Source organism: Synechococcus sp. M16CYN (assembly GCF_040371545.1).
Lineage (GTDB): Bacteria > Cyanobacteriota > Cyanobacteriia > PCC-6307 > Cyanobiaceae > Parasynechococcus.
On the sequence record NZ_AP029048.1, the window covers coordinates 76,454 to 98,376 of the forward strand.

Here is a 21,923-nt window from a genome sequence, read left to right on the forward strand (position 1 = left end):
GAGTTGTAAACCTTCCTAAGCCTGCGGCTAATGATACGATCCATCAATAACGAATTGATTACGCCAACTAGCTACGGAGCACACATGCGGACCTATCTGAGTAGGACAGGCTGCTTGCTAGTTAGTAACTTGGAAGCGAGATTCAGAGTTTCTCTCCGAGCCTTTCTACGACTGTATTCACGTCCTTGTCTCCACGACCAGAACAGTTTATTACAACTTCACAACCCTTCTGAAGAGTGGGACACAGTTGGTCTAACCATGCAAACGCGTGGGCCGTCTCCAACGCAGGAATAATGCCCTCCAGTGCACTAACTAGACACAGAGCATCAAGAGCCTGCTGATCGGTCACCGCTACATACTCTGCGCGGCCAATTTCACGTAAATAACTGTGTTCTGGCCCAACACCAGGGTAATCGAGACCTGCACTAATGGAGTGTGCTTCTTGCACCTGGCCGTCGCTGTCTTGCAGCAGTAGGCTCATGGCACCATGCAGAACACCAGCGCGACCTTGTGTAATGGTGGCAGCGTGACGAGGTGTATCTATACCATCGCCAGCAGCCTCAACCCCGATCAGACGAATGGCTGTGTCTTGAACAAAATCATGGAATAGGCCCATAGCATTAGATCCACCACCGACACAGGCCATCAGCACGTCAGGCATACGACCAAAAGCCTCACGACACTGCTGCTTGGTCTCCTGTCCAATCACAGCATGGAAGTCGCGCACCAGCATGGGATACGGATGTGGGCCAGCAACAGAGCCCAGAATGTAGTGGGTGGTTTCTACGTTAGTGACCCAATCGCGAATCGCCTCACTAACTGCTTCTTTTAGGGTAGCTGAGCCCGTGGTCACCGGTTGCACCGTCGCGCCGAGTAAGCGCATGCGAAATACGTTAAGCGCCTGACGATTCATATCTTCGGCACCCATATAAATCATGCACCTAAGGCCGAAGCGTGCACAGACTGTTGCCGTGGCCACACCGTGCTGTCCAGCCCCAGTTTCGGCAATGATCCGCTTTTTACCCATTCGGAGAGCCAGGAGTGCTTGGCCGAGAGCATTGTTGATCTTATGAGCGCCAGTGTGGTTTAAGTCTTCACGCTTTAGCCAAATGCGCGGGCCTCCATCAGCGCGACGATAGTGGGCTGTTAGCCGCTCGGCTTCATACAGCGGTGTTGCACGACCCACATAGGTCTTAAGGAGCCGATTCAGTTCATCTGTAAAAGCAGGATCATTCCAAGCTTGCGTCGCAGCTCGCTCTAATTCAACTAGAGCTGGCATCAGGGTTTCTGGCACGTACTGACCACCGAAACGGCCGAAGCGACCATGAGCAGCGGGTCGCATCGTTGGCTGAAGGCTGGCGGGATCCAGGTGGATAGCGTTCGGCAAAGTGCTGGCCACAGATCCAGTTAGTTCAAAGCGCTAGGCCAGCGTAAACAGGCAGTTAGGTGATGACATAGGCAATCAACCTAAAGCTCGGGTTATGAAATCTCGGTCGTTTAAGAGTAATTACTAGAAACTTAAAGCAAAATGCCGTCCAACTTAGGGCCTAATATTCTCAAGTAGCGCAGGCGTACGGGGACACCTTGAAGCTGCAATGTCGGTAAACTAAAGTTGTTGTTACCAAAATCCTAATCAATTACGTAGCAACAATCGGGCTATTTACGCTAACACTGCATGGGTAGTTTCTCAAGGCGATTCACTACAGGCGATCCAGAGACTGGTCACATTGATCACATTCGCGTTCAGACCCGTGTCCTTTGCGACTATGTAGTGTTATTCCGCCACGAAACCCAAAGCATTGGATAACTTTGGCACACTGTGGGGGAAATGTGTTGACTTGATAGCATCGAAATGTCAGTCGCTATGGCTGTTCGACCGAAATATCAGAAACCTTCGCTCGCAGATAGCAGCTAAGAGTCGGCTTATTCAACGGTTATGAAACTGAAGCTACGCAACAATCAAGACCGCGTAAGCCTCTCCTTTGCACCAAGAGAATCTGGCGACTCGGCGTAGGCCTCAACAGCAACGCTATTGCAACTGGTGTTACTGCATCCAGCCATCCGGATGCCCAATTGTTGCACTCGGAAAGGTAACATTAGTTACGATTGGGCTCAAATTGGGCTCAAGCTAAAATAGTATCATATTGAGTATGATCATCTGGGCATTCTCTCAACCGAGGTTGGTTCAGCAGCGGAGTTAACCTCAAGAACTCGACGCCTAATGTAGAGTTGACCTATTCAGCGAGGGTTTATATAGGGTCGGCTTTTTGCTGCGATTTACCCTTAGGGAGGGCTGGATCTAATTAGGGGCGAAACGCTGTCGAAAAAACAGCTAAGAACGACGCAATTAAACCTTAAGGAGTGGTTGTGCAAACCAAACTTTGGTTCTGCTTCCCTGGAAGGGCTATCGGCTGAAATGCGTTGGTAACCGGTTTGAGTGACAATGGTCGCCTTTTCCCACCGATTATGAACTCATTTACCCCCCAGGTCGCTAACATTACCTGGCATGAAGCTTCGGTAGACCGAGTAGCCAGAGCGGACAAGCGTGGGCACCGCAGCGCCATTCTTTGGTTCACTGGACTTTCTGGATCCGGCAAAAGCACCCTGGCCAATGCAGTGAATGCGACTCTGTTTAAGCGAGGATTGGCTAGCTATGTACTGGACGGTGACAATATGCGCCATGGTCTCTGCAAAGATTTAGGTTTTTCTGGCGCTGACAGAGAAGAAAATATCCGACGCATCGGCGAAGTAGCAAAGTTATTTCTCGATGCAGGCATCATCGTTCTCACCGCTTTTATATCTCCGTTTCGCGCTGATCGCAACAAAGTTAAAGCCCTAGTCGAAGCAGATGATTTCCTCGAGATCTATTGCGCGGCTGATCTGAACGTTTGTGAAGTTCGAGACCCCAAAGGCCTCTATGCTAAAGCCCGGTCTGGTGTTATTAAAGAGTTCACGGGTATTTCCAGCCCCTACGAGGCACCTGAAGCCCCCACTCTGAAGATTGATACTGGCGTCCAGGAATTGTCTGTATCGGTCAGTAGAGTAATCAGAATCCTTCAGGACAGGAAAGTGATTCCGTCAATGTAATGTCAGTACTTAATTACCTGTTGCATCGGCCAGTGTTTTAATGTAATCGACGGTCGACACTGCAAAGAGAAGACTCAACAATTCTCCAAAGCCGGGTGGGCTAGCAAGCCCAGCTCCAATTGGCAAAAAAATTGAGCGGTCAGGCCGGTTACAGCCCAACGATCCTACCCATAAGTCTAGGTTGAATCACCTGATCCACAATCTGGCCTACTACAACAGCAGCGATCAAGAGCTTTAGTCCAATTCGGAGATCTTGGACTGCTAAAGCGGCGTTTACAAACATGATGGTGAGAGTACTGGCATATGGGATCAACATGGTGAAGCCGATCAATACGGCAAACAGCACGTCGTAGGGGATATCTAGACTGGCAAACACCAGTAGCTGCCTACCGCAGAGGATAAAGGCAAGTAACACTTGACCGGCAAAGTAGCCGCGAAAGGTTCGGTCAAAAGTTCTCATGACCAGAGCCTGCCGACGCTCCGGTAGCTATCGGATCAAATCCGCGGTGATTGGCTCAGCTCCCAGCAATAGGAACACTGCCAACGCCAACACGATTACCATATCGATGGCGATGCTCACCGTAGCGCCCAAAATACCCAGCAAACGCTGACTCAATTGGGTAGCTACCCAACCCACCTGGGTGGCTAAATCACTGCTGAAACCAACAAAATCCGTAGGAAGGCCATAGGAAGTAGCCCAGGCTTGGGCTTGATTGATCCCCTGCTCAGCGGCCGTTAGCAACGATGGTCCTGTACTAATCAATTGACTGAGCTGCACAATCAATAACGGCAGCAGTTCGACTGCCGCTAGCGCTAGTAGGCCTGCCGTGAGCAGCACCACTACGGTAATCGCTAGCAGTCATGTCAACCCAAGCCTTATTAGTCAGCGACAGGGAAGATCCAAGAGGAATGCGATTAATGCGGCCGTCACAAACAGCCCCGGAAATGGGGCGAACTGCACCAAGATTCGTTTAAGGACAAAAACATTTAACCCGAATAAAGGCAGCACCAAGCTAAGGTGGAATCAGCTAGGCCAAGCCTTCATTTAGTGGAACCTTCTGAGATTGAAGCTTGGGATACTTCGGCCATGTGTTAACACCAAAGACCAAAGCAAGTAGCCATTTCCAGCAACTCAGCGGCTCTTGAAGCAAAGGTGAGATAGCTTTGTAAAACATCAATCACAATTAAAACGTTGATCAGCATCAGGGAAAACATGGAAGAATTGTAATCAAACCGTTGCGAAAAACCGTGGGATTACTAAATAATAGCCCCTAGCACCGCGCAGTTGAGGTAAAGGATAGGCCTCGTTAGAAGTAATAGTTATGGACAAGAAATATATTGTCGCAGCACGACCACGGTAAAAAACCACCTCCGCAATAACTAAACTTCTATCATCCTTTGATAAGATCCTTGGATTCGATCTAATTCGGCAGTAGATCCAGTTTCGTTAATAGTGTTACCTATAGCAAAGAGTTGACCTTGAGACACACCCTGGGTTCAACGGAGCCTCGTAGACTTGAGCAGGGTTCTTGACCATGAATCAGAACCAATTTCTTCAGTCAAATTTCACTACAAAATAATGTTGTTAAAAAATAGTGGTAAGTACTATCGCCCGTCACGAAGTTAGTAAGGGTAAGAGTGTGGTACTGAGCATCGCGCTAACTCATTTGCTCGAGATAAGTACTGCTACCTAAGTCAAGCAAGCGAGCATCTTTTGCCACTACTACATCATGTAAGCTGTTGCGATAATCCGTTAAGCGCTGAGCCAAGGAATTATCGGAAGTGGCCAGGATCTGAGCGGCGAGTAGCCCGGCGTTAAGGCCTCCATTAATGGCCACCGTGGCGACGGGAATGCCGCCAGGCATTTGCACAATCGAGTAAAGCGAGTCCATGCCAGATAATGCTCGGCTCTGCACTGGCACTCCAATCACGGGAAGAGTGGTGAGGGCTGCCATCATTCCGGGAAGATGAGCGGCACCACCGGCGCCGGCCACGATTGCACGATGTCCTCGCCGACGTGCCTGCTGAGCGAACGCCACCATTTCCAGAGGGGTGCGATGGGCGGATAACACTCGCACCTCTACTACAACCCCTAGCTGTCGCAAGATCGCTGCTGCTGGCTCCATCATTGGCAGATCAGAATCACTGCCCATCACCACGGCAACGCGGGCAGAAAGAGAGGATACTGTCACAATGTGCTCCGACAGGACTGCCATCGTCACCTTCTAATGGCCTCAAGTGCCAGATTCAATGCGACGGATCACTGATGTGCGCTTACCCGCACCCTTGGGTAGTGATACTGAACAACGCTACTGGCTCAATTTAAGCCCACAGGGTGTCATAGTCGCATCCGGCCCGATGGAAATAAAAAACCCAGAGGTGAGGAGTAGTTGGCACGGGGATTGGATCAGCCCCCGTGCTGTTGATCTGCAGATTAACGGCGGGTTAGGTCTGGCTTTCCCGGAATTGGTTCCCACCGATTTACCACGCCTGATAGACCTACTGAAATTGCTCTGGAGAGATGGGGTTGAGGCGATCGCTCCAACCCTAGTGACCTGTGGGGTTGCTCCGTTACGCAAGTCCCTTGCCGTGTTGCAAGAAGCCAGAAGCTATAAGCGACCCGATTGTTGTCGATTATTAGGTGCCCACCTTGAAGGACCTTTTTTAGCAGAATCGCGCCGAGGCGCACATCCGAAGCAACACCTAGTTGCACCAAGCCTCACGGCCCTTCATGAACGCATCTGTGGCTACGAATCCGAGATTGCCCTGATGACCCTGGCGCCTGAACTCGACGGTGCCGCTACGGTGATTGACCGACTGCGGGATTTAGGGATCACAGTAGCTCTGGGTCACAGCAGCGCTAACGCCGGCTCCGCAGCAAAAGCTTTTGATCAAGGAGTGGGAATGCTTACCCATGCCTTCAATGCGATGCCGGGATTACATCACCGGGCGCCGGGTCCAGTGGGGGAAGCATGCAGACGTGATGCCATCGCCCTCGGTCTGATTGCGGATGGCGTACATGTAGATCCGACCATGGCGGTGTTGCTGCAAAAACTTGCACCAAATCGAATTGTGTTGGTCAGCGATGCCCTTGCTCCCTACGGACTCGCCGACGGTATACACCGCTGGGATAAGCGAAACTTATTAGTCAAGAACGGCGTCTGTCGACTGAAGGATGGCACCCTGGCTGGGGTGACCCTACCCCAATTGGAAGCGGTAAAACGTTTGGCCAGATGGAGCGATGACGCAGGGGCTGCTATCTGGAGTGCCACGGTAGCCCCACGTGGAGTACTTGGCAGTATCGGCACGCTGGAGCAGATTCTGATTGGACAGCCCCTTACTGCGCTGTTGCGCTGGCACCAAACTGCAAAAGGATGTCTGGACTGGAGTTACGCTGCTTAAGATTTCGCAGCAGATCGCCTTGTCTCACTAGATGGCCTCTGATCAGCTACTAACGCAGAAACAGCTCGAAAAGGAAAAAGTAAAGGGATACTTCGAAACCACGGGCTTTGACCGCTGGAACCGCATCTACAGTAAAAGCAATGAAGTGAACAAGGTGCAGCGCAATATTCGCATTGGTCACCAGAAAACTGTGGATGAAGTGGTGAGTTGGATTCAAGAAGGCGGTGCCGTAAGCGACGTCAGCTTCCTCGATGCCGGCTGTGGTGTGGGCAGCCTTAGTCTGCCGTTGGCCATCATGGGCGCTGGTTTTGTCTACGCCAGTGACATTTCCGCAACGATGGCCAGGGAAGCGGAACGCCGGGCTCGAGAAGCTGGCCTCGATATGGGCAAGTTGAAATTCTCCGCTAACGACCTAGAGAGCATCAGCGGGTCTTTTCACACGGTGTGTTGCTTAGATGTCTTTATCCACTACCCCCAGCCGGCTGCAGAAGAAATGGTGAAGCATTTGTGTAAGCTCACCGAAAAGCGACTGATCGTGAGTTTTGCACCGTACACTCCATTTTTAGCAGTGCTCAAAGGTATCGGCCAGTTATTTCCGGGACCTAGCAAAACCACCCGTGCCTACACGCTGAAGGAAGCCGGTATTGTCAAGGCTGCGGAAGAATGCGGTTTGCGAGTGGTACGCCGCAGCTTGAACAGAGCACCATTTTACTTTTCCCGTCTGATCGAATTTTGCAAATAACGAAATGTTAGCTGAATTAAAGACTTCTTTAGACAACATCATGACTAACTATATTTTAGCAAACTTAAGTCTGTTCAAAGCGCCACCATCTGTGAGCAGCACTCTCAATCTCCAGGTTCGGCCATCATTGAAATCTTTCAAATAAAAGGAGTTACACAATGCGTCATTGAACACTTCTTTAACCCATCTCTTTCGTGCAACGACCCCAATTCGATTCTCTAGAACCAGAACTCAATAGCAAAAACTCTCTTTATATACGCTAGCTTTTGCTAGGAGAGGCCAATCAAACCCTGTCATAACTATACTATTTTGACTAGACTTGACAGACTTATGAAGTAACCGAGCATCAGCTGAAGCATAGATAAAGATACGGGCACGTCAACGAGAAATTTGTCTACCATATCGCTGGTGGTTGACCTGACTCAAAACTGATGCGATGAGTATGAATCATTTTACTAAACGGTGCTCCAACGCATAACGCACCAACTCTGTACGGCTGGAGGTGCCAGTTTTGTTGAACAAGCGACTCACATACTTCTCTACATTACGGATTGATGTTTCTAGTTGACGCGCGATTTCTTTATTCATTAAACCCTCGGCTACCAACTGCAGCACGCTTGACTCTCTCGGGGTAAAACTATGCACGACGGAGTTCTTTAAAGGCAAGGCTTCCGCTTGGGCTAACAACGAACGGATCTCGGTGATCTGCTTGGCCATCTGGCCCATATCGGTATCAGCGAAACGAGCCGCTTCTTGCAGCAGCCGATGTTGGCGCTGAGCGACGTTGCACACCCGTGCTACTAGTTCGTTGGGATCGAACGGTTTGGAGATGTAGTCGTCTACTCCGGCCATATAACCTTGAGTTCGGTCTGCTGTCATCCCCTTAGCAGTGAGGAAAATCACTGGCGTCCCACCCAAAAGCTCGTCTTCCCGTAATTTTTTTAATAAGCCGTAGCCATCGAGTTGCGGCATCATTACATCGCTGATTATGACATTGGGCAGCATTTGTTGTGCCTTAGCAAACCCCTCTTCCCCATTTACCGCGGTGGTGACATCAAAGCCCTCATCTTCTAAATAAGCCTGGACGGCGGTTCGCAGACCCGGCTCATCATCCACTAGTAGTAACCGTTGCGATGGCAGTGGCGCCTCTTGCTCATCGTTTGATGTAGTGGGGGCATTGCTCATGACTGGGGAGATTCTAATTGCAATTTATGGAGACTGTGTTTAAGAGACAAGTGCAGGTAACTACTTCTGCCGTTCATGCAACCAGGATAGAGAAATCGAGTTCCAGTAGCTTTTCACACAGCATGGCAGGGTCTACCCTCCGTTGTCTTTAAAAAGCCACAAGTGGTCTGTTAAGCCAAGTTGACTTCTTAGTTGTACTAAATAATTGGAACACCAGGCCCGAGCCAACGTAGGCAAATCAAACACCTTTTATGCTGTGAAACCGCAAGTTTTCTGGTACCAGTGGTTATAGAGCCATAGATGCAGGGTCCACCATTGCCACCTTCAAGCTGTTTAATCCAGACCGCTTCATTTAATTTAGTATTCTTAGCGGACGGTAGCTTTTATCGCCAAGAGTACTAAAGGCAACATCGATCCAAAACCAAACAGGTTCATTGAGAAAATACGGATCTATGTGGCAAAACAAAATAGCGCCGGTTCATGATCGCGACAGCTAGTTACCAACGGTACGCTGAACAACGTCCCTCTTGCCTTTGATTTCCAAGCCACCACCCCCTGTGAGGTTGAGGTAGTGGAAGCGATGGCGCCCTATTGGAATAAACATTGGGGAAACCCCTCCAGCCGCCAGCACCACCAAGGCCTCATCGCTTCTGCTGCAATCAAGCTGGCTCGGCGCCAAATCGCGGAAGCCATGGCCGTCACACCCGAACGGGTTGTATTCACCAGTGGCGCCACTGAAGCCAATAACTTGGCCTTGCTTGGTCATGCCCGTACTTACGGAAGTGGCCATTTAATTAGCGTGAACACTGAACATCACGCCGTTTTGGATCCGCTCGCCCAACTGCAGCGAGAAGGCTTCCAGGTAACACTGTTGCAACCGCAACCTGATGGTTTAATTACCCCATCTCAATTAGAGAGAGCAATCACGTCGGATACGCGACTCGTAAGTGTGATGGCTGCCAACAATGAGATTGGAGTGTTACAGCCTCTGGCAGAACTAGCAGCAATTTGCCAAGCTCGAAATATCACTATTCACAGTGACGCAGCCCAAGCTTTTGGACACATCCCATTGGGACCCGACGTCCTAGGGCTAGATCTGATCAGTATTAGCGCTCATAAACTTTATGGTCCCAAGGGCGTCGGTGCTCTGATCATCCGAGAAGGCATAAACTTGCAACCACTGCAATGGGGAGGCGGCCAAGAGGGGGGTCTACGGGCAGGCACGCTGCCCACTGCCCTTATCGTTGGCTTCGCAACAGCCGTGCAGCAGGCAATGGCAGATCGGGAGGAAAGGTGGAAACGCCTTGCTTGTCTGCGAGATCGGCTCTGGAGAGGGCTGCAACAAAAGATCCCTGGGCTACAGCTCAACGGCGCCGCTTATCCACGTCTAGCCCACAACCTCAATATTACCATTCCTAGGGTGAGCGGTAGTCGCTTGTATCGAGATTTACGACCCTACCTTACTTGCAGTAGCGGATCTGCTTGCAGCAAAGGTGCTCCCTCCCACGTACTCCAAGCTATCGGTCGCTCTCGCTCCGAAGCAAACTCCTCTCTGCGGCTTAGTCTGGGCCGCTATAGCACTGCTAACGATGTAGAACAAGCAATCGTATCGATTGTGGAGGCTGTTGCTATGCAACAAATGTAGTCTTCCCACGATACCCAGTTATTGCTTAGCACTGCCGCCCAGAACGGACGCTTTCAGCTGGGATTCTTTATTGGTACCCAATCCAGCTATCAGCCAACTAGTGGCTTTGTTTTTAATGACTTCATGCTAGAAGCGTCTGTTAAATGCACCGGTGAACCTTCGAGATGTTATTGATCTAATTCCTGGGTTATGGATCGTTTTCAACGGTAAAGATTCATGTTATTATAGGCCTTCTCAGCATGCGCCGGACGTCCTTTATTAGGGTCTCTTCAGCCAGTAATAGATCACGCTTATATTGCCATTATGTAATTGTTTTTCAGCTTCCCTTTGCTGACTCACTGCTACTGCTGTCGATACTTAAGAGATTATTGATTACGATAATCAACTTGGCTTGCACGGTGAATTCATGAATGTACGGTGCATATAGATCTGTTAGTGACATGAATTGACCATAGTGAGTGAACATCAATCACTTGACACTGGTTGTAACTAAATGCTTATAGCCTGTTGCGTATCTTCACCTCAGTCGGATTGGAGTCGTTTAAATCCACATATACTGCCGGGTGGCTAAAGGGATCACCCTGCTGACGTCATAGATTTGGTAGTATAGGATCGGGACGATAAGCGCTCAGTTTTGGTAATACAAGCGCCGTTTCTATCACTTTGGCAGTCGCCTTGGCTCGCAAAGTGCGCTTTATTCTTAGATTTGGACAAAGTCAGACGGCGGTTGGTGGTTGTTCAATACCAAAAGAGAAATTAAATGGGCGGGCTCAACGATTGTTAACCCGTCGCGCTAAACGCCATTTAGCACTACGACTGCGAGGGTTGATCCGCCGCTCAGCGCTAGTGGCCACTATTGGCTTTCTAGTTATGTTTTCCAGCCGATCGTCCCGCATAAATGCTGTTTTTACCAGCTTATCTTCCAATGAGTGAAAGCTGATGAGACCGATTACTCCCCCAGGCTCCAGCCAACTCGGTCCGCTCTGCAAAAATCTGTCTAACGCTGTGAGCTCGTTGTTCACGGCAATTCGCAGTGCTTGGAAAGTACGTGTGGCTGGATGAATCCGGCCCCAACGAACCTTTGGTGGATAGCAACTGGCTACAGCATGAGCTAGCGCTGACGTTCCTTCATAAGCCCCCTGGTCAGCTAGATCGCTTTTGATCCGACGGGCAATTCGACGAGACCAACGCTCTCCGCCGTAGCTGTAAATGAGATCAGCTAAAGCGTTTTCTTCTAATCGGTTAATCAACTCCGCTGCTGTTTCAACATCGCTATTGGGATTCATTCGCATATCTAAGGGGCCATTCAATCGAAAGCTAAAACCTCTTTCCGCCACGTCCAGCTGAGGGCTGCTAACTCCCAAATCTGCGAGCACCATCAATGCCGACTCAGATGGGGTGTAGTTAGCGAAATTGGCAGCCAGAATGGTGACGCGGTCGCCAAACACTGCCAGACGCTTTGACGCCGCTGCTCGAGCTGTTGGATCTTGATCGAGTCCTATTAAGCGAAGGTTGGTATGGCGCTCGAGGAGAAGGGCGCTATGACCACCGCCACCGAGGGTGACATCGATCAACAAACCGTTGTGATGCGGTAATTGATCGGCTCCAGCAATCACGGCACCTGCCATTACAGGCACATGACTGAAAGGAAACACAGAGCACAGGCGGTAACTGTTTTAGTATCAATACATCATGTTGCTTCGTCGCTCTTCATGACGCAGTTAGAAACGCGCACGGAGCCGATGGTGGTGAACTTCGGCCCACATCATCCCTCCATGCATGGGGTGTTGCGACTGGTGGTCACTCTCGACGGTGAAGACGTGGTGGATTGTGAGCCAGTTATTGGCTATCTCCATCGCGGTATGGAAAAAATCGCAGAGAATCGCACGAACGTGATGTTCGTGCCCTACGTGAGCCGCATGGATTACGCAGCTGGCATGTTTTACGAAGCCGTTGTGGTGAACGCTCCGGAGAAGCTAGCCAATATTCGTGTTCCCAAGCGAGCTAGCTATATCCGGGTACTGATGTTGGAACTAAACCGAATCGCTAATCATTTGCTTTGGCTTGGCCCCTTTCTTGCCGATGTGGGAGCCCAGACACCATTCTTTTACATATTTCGAGAGCGAGAAATGATTTACGACTTATGGGAGGCCGCCACTGGACAACGGCTGATTAACAACAACTACTTTCGGATAGGTGGTGTGGCTGCCGATTTACCGTGGGGTTGGCTCGAAAAATGCCGCGACTTCTGTGACTGGTTTGCCCCCAAAATTGATGAATACGAGAAATTGATTACCAACAATCCGATCTTTCGACGCCGAATTGAAGGTTTAGGGACGATTGCTACGAAGGACGCTATCAACTGGAGCCTAAGTGGACCGATGCTGCGCGCATCTGGCGTACCTTGGGATCTACGTAGGGTGGACCATTACGAGTGCTACGACGACTTTGAGTGGTGCGTGGCCTGGGAGAAAGAAGGCGACTGTTTCGCCCGCTATCGGGTACGGATCGAAGAAATGCGTCAGTCGCTTAAAATCTTGTGCCAGGCTTGCAACATGATCCCCGGTGGACCCACTGAAAACCTCGAGGCTAAACGACTGAGTGAAGGAAAAAGCAACGACGCGGCAAGCTTCGATTTACAGTATGTAGCCAAGAAGGTAGCCCCCACGTTTAAGATCCCCAACGGCGAGCTTTACACCCGCTTGGAATCTGGCAAAGGTGAAATTGGTGTTTTTCTTCAAGGCAATAACAATGTGACCCCTTGGCGTTTCAAAATTCGTGCCGCAGACAGCAATAACCTGCAAATCCTTCCTCACATTCTCAAGGGGTGCAAAGTAGCTGACATCATGGCCATACTCGGTTCCATTGACGTGATTATGGGATCTGTAGACCGCTGATTAACTGAATGATATCGAGGTAAGCATTGAAAGATGAAGCCAGGTGATTAGGTAAGAGCTACAAAAAAACCTCCAATAACCTTAAGCACTCTAAGGCAACTCACACAAATAAAATACTGTCCTACCGATTAGATCGCAAGTTAAGTCGGACTAGCGGATTCCTAGGCAATAAAGCGAATACCTGGATTCTGTGCGGGAGCAATAACCAGAAAGCAATTCTGGCAAAGCCCCCAATAGTTGGCGGTCGCCTTAGTAGCAAGCCTCACTTTCCGAAGGTAAAAGTTACTCTATTAAAGTTATCATTTTATCGCAAAAACCAGCAAAAGCGGGCAACGAAAATGACTATGTACAGCGATAAAGATGTTAATAAAGCTCACACTTTTTCTGAACTTTAATTTTTTTACAATTAGAGTAGTAGTGAAAAAGTAGCGCCGAGAGTTATATCCACATAAAATCTAATCCGGAAGCGTTAACGCTACTACAAAACCAGAAGGAATGTAAGACATAGAATCTAATTGTTGTGACAAAGAGGAAAACAAGCTTACCATCATATGTAAAGGTAATATACCTGAAGTAACCCTCTCAGTATCTAGAACTCAGTACACATCAATACTGCTGGCACGGTCGCTACTTGACAAACCAAACAGACTGGAAAACAGAAAAGACTAAAGTTTATGTCAACACTACTTGTGCAACTATAGACCTTGGCAGATTCGGCACCAGAGTGGCGGCACTGCTCGGCTTTGGTGTCAACAACTTATTTGTAATGTTGCAATGACTATCTGTACTTGGTTGGAGTTAACTCGAACGGTGCGCTTCAGCGACACCGATGCTGCTGGTGTGGTTCACTTCCAAAGACTCCTGGGGTGGTGTCACCAGGCTTGGGAGGCAAGTCTTGAGGAGTTTGGAGTGCCAGCGGTTGCTGTTTTTCCTGGTGGACCAAAAGAACAGCCCAGCGTTGCCCTGCCGATTGTGTACTGTCATGCAAACTTTTGCGCTCCGCTACGTATAGGCGATACTGTTGTTATCCAACTGCGACCCAAGAGGCTCAATCCAAGCTGTTTCGAAGTAATCAGTCACCTACGCTTGGACGATCAGAAAGTTGCGAGTGGTTGCCTACGTCATTTAGCAATTGACGCCAGTACTCGCCAGCGCTGTAACTTGCCCAAACCAATAGAATTTTGGCTGAAGGCGGCAGCCCTAAGCCGAATCTAACCTTTCTAGCCAATTCTGCCAGTGTTGCCGATTCCACTTGCCAGCGTCCGTCTGAGTCAACTCAGGACAAAGAACCCAACGCCGCGGCTGTTCCGCGGCTGGCCAGTCGGTCGTCAACGATGCAATCCGCTTCAACAACGCGGGATCCGAACTATGGACGAATGCCACTAACTGCTGACCCCATTCTGGTTCATCCACTCCCGCTAGCAGTATAGCTTCGACCGGAAGTTCTTCTTGGCGGATCGCTGACATTAACCGAGCTTCAAGCTGCTCTGGGAAAATGGTTTCACCACCGGAGTTTAGTGCTGTATCGAGTCGTCCACATATTTCAAGACCTTTTGCAATTTGTGCCCGATCCGCCGTGCGCCACCAACCATTAGTGTCTGCCACAGGTTGCAAGGAATCGGGCTTTTCTTGTTGCCAGAGGCCTATCGCCAGCCGAGCAGTTTTAATTTCTAAGGCCCCATGCACGGCTAGACGCAGCTCTACATCGTGCAACGGTGTGCCGCAGGTGCGATCTCCGACTAGAAATCGTTGGGGTGACAATGCCGTCACCATCGCAGCCGTTTCCGTAGCCCCATAGCAAGGGGCTAAAAGAATACCTTCAGCTCTAGCTTGCTCGGCGAGGAGTTGTGGCAGAGACGCCCCACCGATCCAAATCAGCCTCATGTCTTTCAACAGGGCTTGACCATTTGTATCAGCCAGCAACCGCCTCAGCTGCGTTGGCACTAATGAAAGCAAGATCTCGCGATTTGACCAATTAGGCAAGCTGCGGCAATAGCGCAGTAGCTCCCACGGCTGTTTCATCAACTCTGGCGCCAAGCGACAATGCGGCACCCCCCAGCTGCGTGAACGCCACCAGGGCATTAGCCCACTGACGTGATGCATCGGAAGAGGATTTAACACAAGAGTCTGCTGAGGATCGATTCCAAGGTTTTGCAACCAGGTCGCCGTCGCCTCTGCTGAAGAGTCGAGATGGTGACAAGGCTGCAAACACAACCGGCGGCCACCAGTGCTGCCTCCACTGCTTATTATTACCCCTGGACCAGACGGTAACAAACGATGGGGCAATAATAACGGCGTACCTTGCAACGATACCCAACGCCCAGCATCTAATTCCTGCAGCAAGTTATCCAGATCCACACACATCACAACGCTCCCGCCCAGACCATCTCCGGATCGTCGGAGAATAGGGGTCCCGTCGGACACCACCCTGGAGCCAAACCCGGAGCTGTTGGCGTGGGTCCATCACACTGAAGGGCGGCCAAATGGTGTAGCCAACGGCGGCCAATGCCAGTTTCAAAAGCCGTACTCACCATTCGATAAGGAACCTGATTCTGGAGCTCCTGTAACAGCGGCCGTGGATCTCCGTCGACTACCGGACGCCGCACCTGCCAACCCATCCAGCTATCCCGAAGTTCGGGCCTATACTCAAGTGATTCGTCCAACGCTACTGGACCAAGCCGAGCTAACTGCTCAAGACCCGCATGGTCATTCACTGCTAACGGCTGTTCTAACCAATCGAAACGTGGCTCCTGCCTCAGGGCCTTCATCCAAGACTCAGCGGTGGAGCGATCCCAACCACCGTTGGCATCTAGCCGAAGCCTGGCGTTGCTGGGCAAACGGTCTAAAAGCTGCCTCAACCATTGCTGTTCAAGCGCGGCCGGTTCAGTTGCTACTTTCCATTTAAGCGTCAACACCTGTGAAGAAGAGGTCTGATCTAGAACGCGGTCAACGGCCATGAGCATCTGCTCCCCTGCCGGTAGGAGCTGAGCAGAATTAGGTGCGGCTTTCCAACTCTGTGAAGCATCACCTCCAACGACCCCATCGAGCTCCGCCAATGCCGCACCACACCCAAAGCCGATCGCACCGGGTCCTTCAATGATCAGCCCCGCAAACTGAGACAAGGAGAGTCGATTCGGGAGGGCTAACAATAATCCACGGCAAAGAGTCCATTGCTCAGCTTGTAATGGCGCCACCTCACCCCAACCGACCATACCGTTGTCGTCTTGCACGCGCAGTAACCAGCCACGGCGTTCCGAGAAAACACCAGCTGCTGTTCGTAACGACTGCATTAGTGCGAAGCGAAAAGAACGAACTTGGAGTCGCAACATCATCTCACCGGCAAGCATGCTCCCAGTGCCAAACCAACGGCAAGACCCAAGCCATTCCAGGCTTGAAAACGTAGTGCCAAAAACTTGCTGAGACCGATGCGTGTGGGCTGATTATGGTAGCGCTGCAGCAAACGAATCAAGGCGCAGCCAGCTGGCAAGCCCAGGCCGCTGAGCAGGGCTGTAAGGGGCCAATGGCCCTGTAGCACAGGAAGCCATTCAATTAGCAGGGTAAGGGTTACAAACCATGGAACCAGAGCTGAGGCTCGCGCGGTTCCCAGGCGCACCACAGGTGAACGCTTGTCATGGGCAATATCCTCTTCTACTTGATGAAAATGAGAGCAAAAAAGCACCAGCGTTGTGGCCAAGGCCGGACCGGACCCCAACAGTAACGCTTGGTCCCATGGAACCACCCCCGTCCCCACCGGCGCTAGCACCAACAAAGCTGCTGCAGTTGCAACAGGGCCGAACGCCAACCAGCAAAGTGGTTCACCAAGCCCCCGGTAGCCGAGACGAAACGGCGGACCCTGATATACATAACCCAAGCCGCAACTGAGCAGCACTAGCATCAGTACCACAGGATTACTTGACCAAGCTAGCCAAGCCACTAACACCAGGCCAAGCAGCAAGGCTACAGACGACAGCAACGCAATGCAATCTCGGCGACCTGTGAGATTCACCACCGAGTGGGGTTTACCAATCGCGTCCACTCCGGTTGCGGAATCAAATAGATCATTGCTGAGGTTCTCCCATATCAATAAAAGAATTGCGGCCAGCAGGAAACCCAACATTTGATTCCAGCGCAACGTTCCTTGAAAGCCAAGCCACCATCCTGCGGCCAAAAGCACTGGCATCACAGCGACCGAGTACATTGGCCACTTGATCGCAGCTTTCCACAACGCCCTCCGTTGGGCGTAACAGGATGCGACAACCTGTGGCTCTTGCATGGGCAGGACCCGTATCACTCGAAATAATGGCTCATACATTTGAGCAATCCCTCTGGCCAGTCACTCCACGGATGTCGACTGATCTCAGTTTCGGCGAACTGCTTACTGCTGCACAACGGAGCTGGAGCGAGCGTCGTCACGATGAAGGACTGTTGAGTTTATGCCTGCCTTTAGACCGCATAGATCCGCTCCAGGCGTTGCCACAACTGGCAATGAAAGAGACATTCCGCGTCCTATGGGACAACGCACCTGGTATCTGCTTAGCGGTCGCCGGCCGCTGTCAACAACTCGAACTGGCCAGTGCTCGCCGATTTGAACTCGCCCAGCGTTTCGTCGACCTTAGCCTTGGCCGTTTAACTGATGGCAGACCAGACACTCCAGCGTTTTCACGTCCGCGAGTGTTGCTTTCATTTCAGTTTTTCAACCAGACTAGCGAATGCCACTATGGCATCCATAGCAGCCCATCGGTGCAGGCGGTTTTGCCCCGCTGGCAACTCAGTCGACAAGGAAGGTGCGGCTGGCTCAGGTTGAACGGTGTCGTGAATAACACGGCAGAAGCACGTGAGCTAGCCGAGCAGCTATGGTTGAAACGCGGCGCATTGCAAGACGAGAGGACTGAATTCAAGCTCTCTCTCAGTCCCGCCGTCCGGCTCGATAGACACAAGATTGATTCTTGGCAGCGGCGCTATGCTGATGCCCTTAACCGTGGCTTAGAGCTAATTAATAGCGGTGAGCTTCGCAAATTGGTGTTGGCAGTGCGTCAATCCATTTATGTGGGACCGCACTTCGACCCTTTACCCCTATTGGCCCGTCTACGGCGCCAACAGGCCGGCAGTTGTCGCTTACTCTGGCAGCGCGACACTGGTGATGTACTTTTCGGCGCTTCTCCAGAACGCCTGTTAAGCCTTCGCGGTAGTCGTTTGAGTAGCGATGCCCTCGCTGGTACAGCAGGCCCGAGTGAGAGCGGCCAGCAATTGCTACATTCGGATAAAGACAGAAGAGAACATGAACTTGTAGTAGAAACCATCATCGACCAGCTTCGCCACAGCGGCTTATCGCCCTTGCGGCAGCGCCAACCCCAACTAGCCCGTCATGGACACCTAACCCATCTGCACACCCCAATTGTTGCCGACGCTCAGGGACACTCAGCACTATCTCTCGCCGAACAGTTGCACCCCACTCCTGCGGTTGCTGGTCTTCCTCGATGTGAGGCTATGGCTTGGCTACGTACTTTGGAACCCTTTGAAAGGGGAAGTTACGCCGCTCCGATTGGCTGGATTGACAAGGCTGGAGACGCTGAATTGCGAGTTGCTATTCGCTGTGGTCATGCCAAAGGGCATTACTTAGATCTCACCGCTGGTGCAGGCCTGGTGCGTGGATCTACCGCAGAACGAGAGCTGCAAGAAGTGGGCTTGAAACTGACTGTCCTTGCTAACCAGCTGACCTTAAGCTCTTCTCAAAACTATGCACCTTAAATTCCTTTAAATTTGGGACGATATTTGGAAAGCGCGGTGAAGTCGATCAATTGTTTGATCCGCTATCGGCTGCTGCATCAGTCGCTCCACCTCTCGCACCCCGGTAGGACTGGTGACGTTGATTTCGCTCAGCATTCCGTCGATCACATCGATGCCTACAAAAAATAGGCCCTCAGCCTGTAGGGCCGGTGCTAAGGCAGCACAAATTTGTCGTTCCCGGTTTGTGAGTTCCGTAGCTTCTGCCTGACCACCTACTGCCAGATTACTGCGGAACTCACCGGCCAAGGGGCGACGGTTAACTGCCCCTAGAGGCTCACCATCCACCAATATGATCCGCTTATCGCCATCAGTAACTGCCGGTAGGAAGGCTTGAGCCATCACTGGTAGACGCTCCTGCTCAGTTACTAACTCCAATAAGGCTTTCAGATTAGGGACCTCAGCATTTACCCGAATCACACCGAAACCGGCACGTCCCCCGAGCGGTTTGAGCACTACGTCACCTTGTTCTTGGGTAAAGGCTTTAAGCTCTGCTACCCGACCAGATACCGTCGTGGGAGCCATCCATCGACAAAAACGCAAAGCGCCAAGCTTCTCATTCCACGCGCGCAAAGCACTGGGGCGGTTGAGCACACGCACTCCTGCACGTTCCGCTACTTCAAGTAAATGGGTGGCATATAAGTACGCTTCGTCTACTGGCGGGTCCTTGCGCATCCATATTACATCGAAGGTAGTGAGGCACTGACGTTCTCCCGCTCCAATGCTGATCCATGGATCCGGAGTTACTGGCAGTGCCATTGCCAACGGTTTATCACCACGAGCAATCAGATCAGCCGGGGTGCACGCCCACACCTCATCGTCGGCACGTTGCGCTGCTTGCATCAGGGCAGCCGACGAATCCTTGAATGGATTAATACGTTGGAAGGGATCCAAAACAAACAGCTGGCGCATGACTTAGACCTTGAGAAGGAGATCAAGCTTTCCTGCTTGCTCTAAGGCATGCAGATCATCACAACCACCCACGTGATAATCGTTGATGAAGATCTGAGGAACGCTGCGGCACCCATTGCTGCGAGCAGCCATTGCATCACGGCCAAGCTCGTCGCCATCCAAATTGATTTCGATGTATGCCGAGCCTTTGGCCTCCAACAAAGCTTTGGCTCGAATACAGAACGGACACGTACGCCAGGTGTAGATCTCAACCTTGGCCATGACAAAAACAAAACACCATATTCGGGACTCTATGAAGCAAATGCGCTGATAGCTTCGGATTCGATTAAGGTCAGCTCCTTGCCTGATTTCACTGACTTCAAACGCGACTTATCTGAGCTAACTGACCGCCTGGGCAACGCCCAGGACTGTCTTTGACGTTCCTACGCTGGCTGCTAAGCAGCAGGATCTGGAACAGCTCGTCGCACAACCTGATTTTTGGGACGACCAGCGAAATGCGCAGAAACAGATGCGATACCTCGATGAAGTGAGAGCCCAATTACAGCAGCTGGCGAACTGGTGCAGCGCCATCGATGACGCTAAGGCTACCCTCGAGCTCTATGAGCTGGAAGCTGACGAAGACATGCTTTCAGAAGCTCAGCGGGGCCTCGACTATCTTCGCCAAGGACTCGAGCGCTGGGAACTCGAGCGCTTGTTTAGCGGTGAATACGATAAAGAGGGAGCTGTACTCAGCATCAACGCCGGCGCCGGAGGCACCGACGCTCAGGATTGGGCCCAAATGCTGTTACGCATGTATACCCGCTGGGCGGAAGATCACAACATGAGGGTGACAGTTGATGAGCTCAGCGAGGGGGAAGAAGCCGGTATTAAAAGCGTCACTATTGAAGTGGAAGGCCGTTACGCTTACGGATACCTTCGCAACGAGAAGGGCACGCATCGTCTGGTTCGGATCTCACCGTTTAACACTAATGGCAAGCGCCAAACTAGTTTTGCTGGCATTGAGGTAATGCCAAAATTGGAGGATAGCATTGACGTAGATATTCCCGAGAAAGACTTGGAAATAACGACCTCTCGGTCCGGCGGTGCTGGTGGTCAAAATGTCAACAAAGTCGAAACCGCTGTACGCATCCAGCATTTGCCGACCGGTTTGGCGGTGCGCTGCACCCAGGAGCGCTCCCAGCTCCAAAATAGAGAAAAAGCTATGATCTTGCTCAAGGCCAAGTTGTTAGTAATTGCGCAGGAACAGAGGGCAGCAGAAATCGCCGACATCCGTGGCGATAGTGTGAGTGCGGCCTGGGGTAACCAGATTCGCAACTACGTCTTCCACCCTTACCAGATGGTGAAAGATTTGCGCACACAGAAAGAGACCAGTGATGTGCAAGCCGTGATGGATGGCGCGCTTGATCCGTTCATTGACGCGTCTTTACGGCAAGGTGTTGAGCGTTCTGACAATGATGCAAGCAGTTAACTACCTATGAGCATTAAACCCAGTCAAACCACCACACCACAGCCCAGCTTTGTGAAGCAAGCAATGCGTAACATGGTGCGCAAGGGACGGCAAAGCGCTCTTCACTTCAGTCTAACTGCCATAGGGTTCCTTGGCTTCATCACCCTGGTGGCCTGGTTGGGTCGACCGACTTTGCCCCAGTAAATGAGTGATAAAAACTGACCTCGCTTTTGGCTTCGCCGGGGTTGACCTGCTAGAAGAAGATAATGATCGGCTCTTGTCAGACACTGCTTGGGCTCTGGTATTTAACCATTGGATTGAACTAGTTCGCACTGATCCTAAGCTCCGCTGTCCATTCGTCGTACGACAGGCCACCGAGGTCAGCCTTGGACTTAGCTTCACTGATGATGCTGGCATCGCTGATCTGAACAACCAATGGCGGCAGAAACCAAATCCCACTGACGTGCTGTCGTTCGCTGCTCTCGAAGGAACGTCAAAATGGATGGATGGCGCAGCTGTGGAACTCGGCGACATTATCGTGTCACTGGACATGGCCCGACGTCAGGCCCAAGAGTACCGTCACAGCCTAGAACGGGAACTGCAATGGCTTGTTAGTCATGGTCTCCTACACCTTCTGGGGTGGGACCATTACAATGACGTTAGCCTTAGTTCGATGCTTGCTCTTCAGGAACGTCTCCTAGAGATAACAAGTAAAATTTTTACTAAGGATAGATGACACATGAAGATTAAATAAATTTTTATGCTCACCAAAACTTCGCTAATTGCTATCTACAGATCCTCAATACCGGACGGGGTTGTGGT

22 protein-coding genes and 1 pseudogene are annotated in these 21,923 nt (G+C 51.1%); 12 read left to right on the forward strand and 11 right to left on the reverse strand.

Annotation, left to right across the window (positions count from 1 at the left end; all coding sequences use genetic code 11):
• Positions 1-142: 142 nt before the first annotated feature.
• Positions 143-1,399: a tryptophan synthase subunit beta gene (gene trpB / locus ABWV55_RS00385; protein ID WP_353291823.1), complete on the reverse strand. Its 1,257-nt coding sequence runs from the start codon at positions 1,397-1,399 to the stop codon at positions 143-145.
• A gap of 276 nt (positions 1,400-1,675) precedes the next feature.
• On the opposite strand from trpB, the gene ABWV55_RS00390 reads away from it, so the two are divergent.
• On the forward strand, positions 1,676-1,807 hold the full coding sequence (locus tag ABWV55_RS00390; protein WP_353291824.1) for a hypothetical protein: 132 nt from the start codon (positions 1,676-1,678) through the stop codon (positions 1,805-1,807).
• Between the two features lie 152 nt (positions 1,808-1,959).
• Here the strand turns inward: ABWV55_RS00390 and ABWV55_RS00395 are convergent, their stop codons facing one another.
• A complete protein-coding gene (locus tag ABWV55_RS00395) occupies positions 1,960-2,097 on the reverse strand; it encodes a hypothetical protein (protein ID WP_353291825.1) in 138 nt (45 codons plus the stop codon).
• A gap of 369 nt (positions 2,098-2,466) precedes the next feature.
• Here ABWV55_RS00395 and cysC point away from each other — a divergent pair, with 369 nt between their 5' ends.
• On the forward strand, positions 2,467-3,087 hold the full coding sequence (gene cysC / locus ABWV55_RS00400) for an adenylyl-sulfate kinase (RefSeq protein ID WP_353292757.1): 621 nt from the start codon (positions 2,467-2,469) through the stop codon (positions 3,085-3,087).
• A gap of 148 nt (positions 3,088-3,235) precedes the next feature.
• Here cysC and ABWV55_RS00405 read toward each other — a convergent pair.
• Positions 3,236-3,928: pseudogene (locus ABWV55_RS00405) on the reverse strand (AI-2E family transporter).
• Between ABWV55_RS00405 and ABWV55_RS00410 the strand changes: the two are divergent.
• A complete protein-coding gene (locus ABWV55_RS00410) occupies positions 3,915-4,136 on the forward strand; it encodes a hypothetical protein (RefSeq protein WP_353291826.1) in 222 nt (73 codons plus the stop codon). The pseudogene ABWV55_RS00405 and the gene ABWV55_RS00410 overlap by 14 nt on opposite strands.
• A 609-nt stretch (positions 4,137-4,745) precedes the next feature.
• On the opposite strand, the gene purE is transcribed toward ABWV55_RS00410, so the two are convergent.
• Positions 4,746-5,303 carry a 5-(carboxyamino)imidazole ribonucleotide mutase gene (purE, locus tag ABWV55_RS00415; protein WP_353291827.1) on the reverse strand — a complete coding sequence of 186 codons (558 nt, stop codon included), beginning with the start codon at positions 5,301-5,303 and terminating at the stop codon, positions 4,746-4,748.
• A 34-nt stretch (positions 5,304-5,337) separates the two neighbouring features.
• Between purE and ABWV55_RS00420 the strand changes: the two genes are divergently transcribed.
• Entirely contained in the window at positions 5,338-6,489 is a 1,152-nt protein-coding gene (locus tag ABWV55_RS00420) for an N-acetylglucosamine-6-phosphate deacetylase (protein ID WP_353292758.1), read from the forward strand.
• A gap of 31 nt (positions 6,490-6,520) precedes the next feature.
• Complete coding sequence (gene bchM / locus ABWV55_RS00425; protein WP_353291828.1) at positions 6,521-7,231, forward strand: magnesium protoporphyrin IX methyltransferase; 711 nt, start codon at positions 6,521-6,523, stop codon at positions 7,229-7,231.
• Between the two features lie 447 nt (positions 7,232-7,678).
• Here the strand turns inward: bchM and ABWV55_RS00430 are convergent, their stop codons facing one another.
• Positions 7,679-8,416: a response regulator transcription factor gene (locus tag ABWV55_RS00430; RefSeq protein WP_353291829.1), complete on the reverse strand. Its 738-nt coding sequence runs from the start codon at positions 8,414-8,416 to the stop codon at positions 7,679-7,681.
• Between the two features lie 580 nt (positions 8,417-8,996).
• Here ABWV55_RS00430 and ABWV55_RS00435 point away from each other — a divergent pair.
• Positions 8,997-10,061: a cysteine desulfurase family protein gene (locus ABWV55_RS00435; protein WP_353291830.1), complete on the forward strand. Its 1,065-nt coding sequence runs from the start codon at positions 8,997-8,999 to the stop codon at positions 10,059-10,061.
• Positions 10,062-10,831: 770 nt separating this feature from the next.
• Here ABWV55_RS00435 and rsmH read toward each other — a convergent pair.
• The gene (gene rsmH, locus ABWV55_RS00440) at positions 10,832-11,698 is read right to left on the reverse strand and encodes a 16S rRNA (cytosine(1402)-N(4))-methyltransferase RsmH (protein WP_353292759.1); all 867 of its coding nucleotides are present in this window, start codon (positions 11,696-11,698) and stop codon (positions 10,832-10,834) included.
• A gap of 75 nt (positions 11,699-11,773) precedes the next feature.
• On the opposite strand from rsmH, the gene ABWV55_RS00445 reads away from it, so the two are divergent.
• The gene (locus ABWV55_RS00445; protein ID WP_353291831.1) at positions 11,774-12,958 is read left to right on the forward strand and encodes an NAD(P)H-quinone oxidoreductase subunit H; all 1,185 of its coding nucleotides are present in this window, start codon (positions 11,774-11,776) and stop codon (positions 12,956-12,958) included.
• Positions 12,959-13,732: 774 nt separating this feature from the next.
• Positions 13,733-14,173, forward strand: a complete 441-nt coding sequence (locus tag ABWV55_RS00450; protein ID WP_353292760.1) for a thioesterase family protein — start codon at positions 13,733-13,735, stop codon at positions 14,171-14,173.
• Here ABWV55_RS00450 and ABWV55_RS00455 read toward each other — a convergent pair.
• The 3 genes from ABWV55_RS00455 to menA are packed head-to-tail and all read right to left on the reverse strand — an operon-like array spanning position 14,159 to position 17,231.
• Positions 14,159-15,385: an AMP-binding protein gene (locus tag ABWV55_RS00455; RefSeq protein WP_353291832.1), complete on the reverse strand. Its 1,227-nt coding sequence runs from the start codon at positions 15,383-15,385 to the stop codon at positions 14,159-14,161. The two genes, ABWV55_RS00450 and ABWV55_RS00455, sit on opposite strands and share 15 nt — an antisense overlap.
• On the reverse strand, positions 15,322-16,290 hold the full coding sequence (locus ABWV55_RS00460; RefSeq protein ID WP_353292761.1) for an o-succinylbenzoate synthase: 969 nt from the start codon (positions 16,288-16,290) through the stop codon (positions 15,322-15,324). Before ABWV55_RS00460 ends, ABWV55_RS00455 begins: the two co-directional genes overlap by 64 nt.
• The gene (gene menA / locus ABWV55_RS00465) at positions 16,287-17,231 is read right to left on the reverse strand and encodes a 2-carboxy-1,4-naphthoquinone phytyltransferase (RefSeq protein ID WP_353291833.1); all 945 of its coding nucleotides are present in this window, start codon (positions 17,229-17,231) and stop codon (positions 16,287-16,289) included. The genes ABWV55_RS00460 and menA overlap by 4 nt, the downstream gene beginning before the upstream one ends.
• 71 nt (positions 17,232-17,302) lie before the next feature.
• Here menA and ABWV55_RS00470 point away from each other — a divergent pair, with 71 nt between their 5' ends.
• Positions 17,303-18,706: an isochorismate synthase gene (locus tag ABWV55_RS00470; protein ID WP_353292762.1), complete on the forward strand. Its 1,404-nt coding sequence runs from the start codon at positions 17,303-17,305 to the stop codon at positions 18,704-18,706.
• 6 nt (positions 18,707-18,712) lie between these two features.
• Here the strand turns inward: ABWV55_RS00470 and gshB are convergent, their stop codons facing one another.
• Positions 18,713-19,654: a glutathione synthase gene (gshB, locus tag ABWV55_RS00475; RefSeq protein ID WP_353291834.1), complete on the reverse strand. Its 942-nt coding sequence runs from the start codon at positions 19,652-19,654 to the stop codon at positions 18,713-18,715.
• Positions 19,655-19,657: 3 nt separating this feature from the next.
• Positions 19,658-19,915, reverse strand: coding sequence for a glutaredoxin 3 (gene grxC / locus ABWV55_RS00480; RefSeq protein ID WP_353291835.1), 258 nt, complete (start codon positions 19,913-19,915; stop codon positions 19,658-19,660).
• 78 nt (positions 19,916-19,993) lie between these two features.
• Here grxC and prfB point away from each other — a divergent pair.
• The 3 genes from prfB (at position 19,994) to ybeY (ending at position 21,837) form a co-directional block, all read left to right on the forward strand.
• A protein-coding gene (gene prfB, locus ABWV55_RS00485; RefSeq protein WP_353291836.1) for a peptide chain release factor 2 occupies positions 19,994-21,122 on the forward strand; the annotation gives its coding sequence in 2 pieces (ribosomal slippage) (positions 19,994-20,068 and positions 20,070-21,122; 1,128 coding nt in all).
• A gap of 6 nt (positions 21,123-21,128) precedes the next feature.
• Positions 21,129-21,305 (forward strand): DUF3285 domain-containing protein, encoded by a 177-nt coding sequence (locus tag ABWV55_RS00490; RefSeq protein WP_353291837.1) that lies wholly within the window; start codon positions 21,129-21,131, stop codon positions 21,303-21,305.
• Positions 21,306-21,309: 4 nt separating this feature from the next.
• Entirely contained in the window at positions 21,310-21,837 is a 528-nt protein-coding gene (gene ybeY, locus ABWV55_RS00495; RefSeq protein WP_353291838.1) for an rRNA maturation RNase YbeY, read from the forward strand.
• Positions 21,838-21,923 lie beyond the last annotated feature (86 nt).

What these genes read in the sequence shown, in the direction of transcription:
- ABWV55_RS00390 (WP_353291824.1), top strand. Translation starts at nt 1,676, where the DNA reads ATGGGTAGTTTCTCAAGGCGATTCACTACAGGCGATCCAGAGACTGGT.
- ABWV55_RS00395 (WP_353291825.1), bottom strand. Translation starts at nt 2,097, where the DNA reads ATGTTACCTTTCCGAGTGCAACAATTGGGCATCCGGATGGCTGGATGC.
- cysC (WP_353292757.1), top strand. Translation starts at nt 2,467, where the DNA reads ATGAACTCATTTACCCCCCAGGTCGCTAACATTACCTGGCATGAAGCT.
- purE (WP_353291827.1), bottom strand. Translation starts at nt 5,303, where the DNA reads ATGGCAGTCCTGTCGGAGCACATTGTGACAGTATCCTCTCTTTCTGCC.
- ABWV55_RS00420 (WP_353292758.1), top strand. Translation starts at nt 5,338, where the DNA reads ATGCGACGGATCACTGATGTGCGCTTACCCGCACCCTTGGGTAGTGAT.
- bchM (WP_353291828.1), top strand. Translation starts at nt 6,521, where the DNA reads ATGGCCTCTGATCAGCTACTAACGCAGAAACAGCTCGAAAAGGAAAAA.
- ABWV55_RS00430 (WP_353291829.1), bottom strand. Translation starts at nt 8,416, where the DNA reads ATGAGCAATGCCCCCACTACATCAAACGATGAGCAAGAGGCGCCACTG.
- ABWV55_RS00435 (WP_353291830.1), top strand. Translation starts at nt 8,997, where the DNA reads ATGGCGCCCTATTGGAATAAACATTGGGGAAACCCCTCCAGCCGCCAG.
- ABWV55_RS00445 (WP_353291831.1), top strand. Translation starts at nt 11,774, where the DNA reads ATGACGCAGTTAGAAACGCGCACGGAGCCGATGGTGGTGAACTTCGGC.
- ABWV55_RS00450 (WP_353292760.1), top strand. Translation starts at nt 13,733, where the DNA reads ATGACTATCTGTACTTGGTTGGAGTTAACTCGAACGGTGCGCTTCAGC.
- ABWV55_RS00460 (WP_353292761.1), bottom strand. Translation starts at nt 16,290, where the DNA reads ATGATGTTGCGACTCCAAGTTCGTTCTTTTCGCTTCGCACTAATGCAG.
- menA (WP_353291833.1), bottom strand. Translation starts at nt 17,231, where the DNA reads ATGCAAGAGCCACAGGTTGTCGCATCCTGTTACGCCCAACGGAGGGCG.
- ABWV55_RS00470 (WP_353292762.1), top strand. Translation starts at nt 17,303, where the DNA reads ATGTCGACTGATCTCAGTTTCGGCGAACTGCTTACTGCTGCACAACGG.
- gshB (WP_353291834.1), bottom strand. Translation starts at nt 19,654, where the DNA reads ATGCGCCAGCTGTTTGTTTTGGATCCCTTCCAACGTATTAATCCATTC.
- grxC (WP_353291835.1), bottom strand. Translation starts at nt 19,915, where the DNA reads ATGGCCAAGGTTGAGATCTACACCTGGCGTACGTGTCCGTTCTGTATT.
- ABWV55_RS00490 (WP_353291837.1), top strand. Translation starts at nt 21,129, where the DNA reads ATGAGCATTAAACCCAGTCAAACCACCACACCACAGCCCAGCTTTGTG.